Source organism: Rhabdaerophilum sp. (genome assembly GCF_046092605.1).
Taxonomy (GTDB): Bacteria; Pseudomonadota; Alphaproteobacteria; order Rhizobiales; family Beijerinckiaceae; genus Rhabdaerophilum.
Genome location: NZ_JBJTDY010000016.1, coordinates 1 through 4,952, shown reverse-complemented (window position 1 = coordinate 4,952; position 4,952 = coordinate 1). Strand labels below are relative to the sequence as shown.

The 4,952-nt window shown below is 62.7% G+C and carries 5 protein-coding genes and 1 pseudogene; 2 read left to right on the top strand and 4 right to left on the bottom strand.

The features are described from left to right. The 3 genes and pseudogenes from ACKODO_RS01510 to ACKODO_RS01500 all read right to left on the bottom strand — a co-directional run. Positions 1 to 144 (bottom strand): annotated as a pseudogene (locus ACKODO_RS01510) (IS21 family transposase); the annotation flags it as partial. Between the two features lie 84 nt (positions 145 to 228). Further along, positions 229 to 867 (bottom strand): RloB family protein, encoded by a 639-nt coding sequence (locus tag ACKODO_RS01505; RefSeq protein ID WP_408981692.1) that lies wholly within the window; start codon positions 865 to 867, stop codon positions 229 to 231. A gap of 3 nt (positions 868 to 870) precedes the next feature. Next, positions 871 to 2,115 carry an AAA family ATPase gene (locus ACKODO_RS01500; RefSeq protein ID WP_408981691.1) on the bottom strand — a complete coding sequence of 415 codons (1,245 nt, stop codon included), beginning with the start codon at positions 2,113 to 2,115 and terminating at the stop codon, positions 871 to 873. Between the two features lie 315 nt (positions 2,116 to 2,430). Here ACKODO_RS01500 and ACKODO_RS01495 point away from each other — a divergent pair, with 315 nt between their 5' ends. Next, on the top strand, positions 2,431 to 2,673 hold the full coding sequence (locus ACKODO_RS01495; protein ID WP_408981693.1) for a helix-turn-helix transcriptional regulator: 243 nt from the start codon (positions 2,431 to 2,433) through the stop codon (positions 2,671 to 2,673). Beyond that, positions 2,670 to 3,929 (top strand): type II toxin-antitoxin system HipA family toxin, encoded by a 1,260-nt coding sequence (locus tag ACKODO_RS01490; protein ID WP_408981690.1) that lies wholly within the window; start codon positions 2,670 to 2,672, stop codon positions 3,927 to 3,929. The genes ACKODO_RS01495 and ACKODO_RS01490 overlap by 4 nt, the downstream gene beginning before the upstream one ends. 144 nt (positions 3,930 to 4,073) lie before the next feature. Here ACKODO_RS01490 and ACKODO_RS01485 read toward each other — a convergent pair whose 3' ends face one another. Beyond that, positions 4,074 to 4,850 carry a site-specific integrase gene (locus ACKODO_RS01485; RefSeq protein WP_408981689.1) on the bottom strand — a complete coding sequence of 259 codons (777 nt, stop codon included), beginning with the start codon at positions 4,848 to 4,850 and terminating at the stop codon, positions 4,074 to 4,076. Positions 4,851 to 4,952 lie beyond the last annotated feature (102 nt).

Genomic DNA, 4,952 nt, shown 5'->3' with positions numbered 1-4,952 from the left:
CTGACAGGTTCCCTTGAAGAAGGTGAAGGCTCGATCATGGGCATCGAACACCATCTCCTGGCTCTCGCGCATATAGGCTCGGATGAAGAACATCCGACTGTGGCAGAGCCTCACATGGGCGACCTTGACCGTCACTGTCGTGCCGCCAGGGCCATCAACGACGAAGGAGCGTCCCGCACCCGCAGGGCTGCGGCGGCCCGGTTTCACCCATCGCTTTGATCAGTGCGCTCAGGCTATCTGGGCGAGGAGATGCGACACGAGCAGGTCGACATCGGTGTAGACGTCATCGCCCGGAAGGCGGGAGAAGCGCTCCCGGAGCCGTGCGGCCCGCGTTGAGGCCAATCCAAACTGCGCCATGGTCGCCGCGTAGGCCCCTGAATATCCCTTGTCGTAGCCGGCGATATGGGCGCGCAGTCGGTCATAGGCGTCGCGCCGGTGAAGCGCGCCCTGGCATTCGGCGAAATGCATCAGGAGCCAGGCCTCGAAACACGGCACCGAGACCGTCGCCTCGAACGGGACCATTTTGCCCTCGTCATTGCGGATCGTCTTGTCGCGCGCCGCGGCCATCGCAAGGGCGTTCGCATAAGTCCGATGCTCGTCACGGTCGAAGACGACATAGACCCGCTCGTAAGCCCTCGTTTTGCGGAACTCGGCCTCGGCGAATTCAACGATCTGCTGCGGTTCCGTTCCTAGCGCGCTGTGGCAGACCCGAACATGGGCCGTCGACAAGCGCTGTGCGACCCGGATTTCCCCGAAATAGTTCGGCTCCGTCTTTTCGCCTTCGCACACGATCAGAACGCGATCGTAGGGCGGCCGTACCGCTTTCTGTCGCTTCATATCACGGCCACGCTGGATACGGCCCGCCATCCGTCAGGCCTTCAGCTCGCCGAGGATCGGCACTGCGCCAAAGCGCCCTTCGAGATAGCCTTTCTCGATCGCCTGTCCCTTGCGGGGCGAGAAATCCGTCAGCGGGAAGAGCCGCGATGCCTGATCCGCGCCCTTTTCGGTGAACCAGATCTGATCGCGTCGCAGGAGATCGGCCGACAGCAGCGTCGTGTCATGCGTGGTGAAGATGATCTGTGCGCCCTTCGGATTCGATGCGCCATGGAACATCTCGACCAGTTTGCGGACAAGCAGCGCATGAAGGCTGCGATCCAGCTCGTCGACAACCAGAACCCGACCGTTTGCAAGGATTTCGAACAGGGGGCCAGCCAAAGCGAAGAGCTTCTGCGTGCCATCCGATTCATCTTCCAGCGTGAAAACCGCCGAGCGCTCGCCGGAGCTGTGCCGGAACTCCGGAACCAGGACCTCTGTCTCCGAATGGCTCGGATTCATGCGGCCCGTCGCCAGATCGACATGGATCGATTGCTGAAACCCCTTCTTCGGAACGACCTTGATGTCCGCGATGCCGATATCCGCCGTTTCGAGGAACCGAACGACCGATGTCGCATCGGTTTGGCGGATATGGTTCACCGTGAGGATCGGCAGGATGGCTTCGGATGCCCCGATCACCACGAGATCGCGGCTGAACCAGTCAAACAATGGTTTGAGCAGGTCGCTGTTCAGCTGGACGGCCGTCGACAGATAAAGCGAGTTCGGCCGGGTCGCCTCGCGCCAGATGTGCCGGGCCCCATGAAGGTGCGTCCCGAACTTGTACGCATCCTTGCCTGTGGTCGCGTCAAAACTCCGCCGGAACCACACCTGCGGCTGCTTTGTCTTGTAAACGATGAGCCATTCCCCGACGATCCGGTCTGGCCGTAAATCGAACCCATACTGGTAGCGGACGCCGTCCTTCAGGAAAGTCGCCTCGAAGGTCGTCGGCGCGCCCTCCGTTGCCGGATCAAGCCGGAACGGCTGGACGCGATACTGCGCGCCAGGCTGGAGCAACGCCGATTCAAGGATGACGGCGCGCATGAACTGGAGACCGCGGACGAGGTTGGACTTGCCGCTGGCATTGGCCCCGTAGATGCCGATCGAACGCAGGGCCGACGGAATCCCGGGAAGTCCCGTTTCCAGGAGATTGTCCGGGTGATCCTTGTCGGTCGACGCGACAAGCGACAGGGCCGCTTCGTCGCGGAACGACCGGAAGTTGGAGACGCGGAACTCGAGCAACATGGGTTTGGACCTCTATCTTGAGGCCATAATTGCAGAAAATCCGCAAAAATCAATCTTATTTTATGTTCGATTGGTGCTTGGTAAACGATTCTGGAGGGGAGATCAGAGTTGCGCACGCAGGATCGTATCGATGTCGCCGCTCGGCGTCATGGTGCGGGCGACACGGGTTAGGGGCGCTGGCGACTGGACATCCGCTTTCCCGATCGGCTCAGTTTCATCGAGCAGAGCCCCTCCTTGGGACGAAATTTCCCGATCAGTAAATATTTTGTCGACGCCCATCGAAAGCCGTGTTATCTTTCCCGAACGGTAAAGATTATGGCAAGACGAACCATCACCACTGTCGAGATTGGCAACATCGTTCGAACCGCCCGCAAGGCCGCTGGCCTGCGGCAAGACGAGCTCGCGGGCGCCGCCGGCGTCGGCCTGCGCTTCATCGTCGATCTCGAAGCAGGCAAACCGACCGCGCAGATCGGCAAGACGCTTCAGGTCCTGGCCGCGCTTGGATGCTCAGTCGATATCACGCCGCCTCCAGAATCCAAAGGAGCAGGGAAGGCATGATGCGCACCCTGGATATCTGGTGGGAGGGGCGGATCGTTGGCCAGCTGACGCAGAACCAGCACGGGGAACTGGGCTTCGCCTACGCGTCGGCATGGCTCGACGATGAACGTGCACCGCCCTTGTCCGCCTCGCTGCCGAAGCGGGCGGAGCCTTTCACCCGTCGCGAGTGCCGTCCGTTCTTCGGCGGGCTCCTGCCGGAAGAAAGCCAACGCGACGCCGCCGCACAGGCGCTCGGCGTTTCTCGCGGCAATGATTTCGCGCTGCTCGATCGCCTCGGCGGCGATGTTGCCGGTGCGCTTCAGCTTCTCCCGCCCGGCGAAACGCCGACCGCGCCCGCCCTTCGTCAGCGGCCAATCCCGCTCGATGATGACGGCGTGATCCGGGTGCTGGATGCGTTGCCCGCCCGCCCCCTGCTCGCGGGCGAGGAGGGGCTCCGGCTTTCTCTCGCCGGGGCGCAATCGAAAGTGCCTGTCATTCTCGTGGATGGCGCGGTGGCGTTGCCGGCGCCGGGCCAGCCGACGACTCACATCCTGAAGCCGCCGATTGCCCGTTTTGCGGCCACGACCGAAAACGAGGCTTTCGTGATGCGCCTCGCCGCCGAGATCGGCCTCGATGTCGCGCCCGTCCAGCCTCGCGTCGTTCGGGAGCGAACATTCCTCCTCGTCGAGCGCTACGACCGCGCCGTCGGCACGAGTGGACAGGTGCGTCGTATCCATCAGGAGGACTTCTGCCAGGCGCTGGGAGTGCCGCCGGAAACCAAATACGCGAGCGAGGGCGGGCCGACCTTCAGGGATTGCTTCGAACTCCTGCGGCGTATCGCCGAGCGGCCTGCCGTCGACGTCCTGAAGCTCCTCGATGCCGTGATCTTCAATGCGATCGCGGGAAATGCCGACGCGCACGGCAAGAATTTTTCGATCCTCTACAGCGACGAAGGCCCACGCCTCGCCCCGCTTTATGATCTGCTGGCGACGGTCGCCTATCCGGAACTGTCGCCGAAGTTCGCCATGAAGATCGGCAAACGCTCGACGCTGGCGGAACTGGATGCGCGAGGGTGGGGAGCCTTCGCCGCCGATGCAGGCCTCGGCCTGCCGCTGATCCGCCGCCGGGTCGCGGAAATCAGCGAACGGGTGATCGCCCAGGGAGGAAACGTTGCCGGCGCATTATCCGACCAGAGGCTCGATCAAGCCGCGCTTGAACGCTTTCGGGATCTCGCGGTCACAAGGGCTCAGACCTGTGCGGCGACATTCGGGCGTTAAGCAGAACAGTCAGGCACGCGGATGCGCCCTTGTTGAAGTCGCCTTCTCTCAGGCATGTTTTCCGACATAAAAAAGATCGATACTCGATCAGGATTGTCAGCCGCTTCTCGACGACCATCTCCTGCAGGCTGATTGGGAAGCGCGTCAGAGTTGCGCCGGCAGGATCTTGTCGTTCACCCGCTCGACGAGCTCCTTCACATGGCTTTCGGACAGATGCGCGTAGCGCTTCACCATCTGGAGCGTCTTGTGGCCAAGCACATCCGCGATTTCGACGAGGCTTGCGCCGTTCATGGCGAGATAGCTCGCCGTTGAATGCCGCAAATCGTGGAAACGGAAGTCCGAGAGCTTGGCCGCGATCCGCGCGGTTTCCCAGCTCGTCCGGATGTCGATCGGCGCCTGCCCATCCGCCCTCGGAAACACCCAGGGCTTGGTAGGCGGCGTCTCCATCTCCTTGTAGCGCGCCTTGATCTTCGCGAGATGCGCCGTGAGGAGCTCGCCGAGGCTTTTCACGATCGGCACCGAGCGTGTCTCGCCATTCTTCGTATCGCGCAGGATCGCAATGCCGCGCTTCAGATCGATGTCGTTGAAGGTGAGGCCGAGGATCTCGCTCTTTCGCGCCCCCGTCGAAATGGCAAAGACGACGACCGGGTAGAGCTGCTCGTTCTCGCTCGCCTTGCAGGCGGCCAGCAGAGCCTGGCGCTCCTCATCGCTCAGGAAGCGGGTCCGCTCGTTCCGGATCTTGGTGATCCGGTTCACGCCATCGACCGGGTTGCTCCCGGTCCAGCCCCATTGCTGCGCGAACTTGAAGAGCAGGGCGATCATGTCGCGATAGTGCTTCAGCGTCTTGCGGCTCTTCGGCGCCGGCTTGGCCGGGGCAGGGCGGGTCGCCTTGCGGCCCGGCCGCTTCCGCTTGCCGGGCACCTCGGACTTGCTGGCCGGCGCCGAAGAGCCGCAAGACGCTGACGCACTATCGCGACATGATCGCCCTGCTCTTCAAGTTCGCGCAGCAATGGGGCTGGACCG

Bases quoted from the DNA above. Each gene is read 5' to 3' on its own strand.
- ACKODO_RS01505 (WP_408981692.1), bottom strand. From the start codon at position 867: ATGGCGGGCCGTATCCAGCGTGGCCGTGATATGAAGCGACAGAAAGCG.
- ACKODO_RS01500 (WP_408981691.1), bottom strand. From the start codon at position 2,115: ATGTTGCTCGAGTTCCGCGTCTCCAACTTCCGGTCGTTCCGCGACGAA.
- ACKODO_RS01495 (WP_408981693.1), top strand. From the start codon at position 2,431: ATGGCAAGACGAACCATCACCACTGTCGAGATTGGCAACATCGTTCGA.
- ACKODO_RS01490 (WP_408981690.1), top strand. From the start codon at position 2,670: ATGATGCGCACCCTGGATATCTGGTGGGAGGGGCGGATCGTTGGCCAG.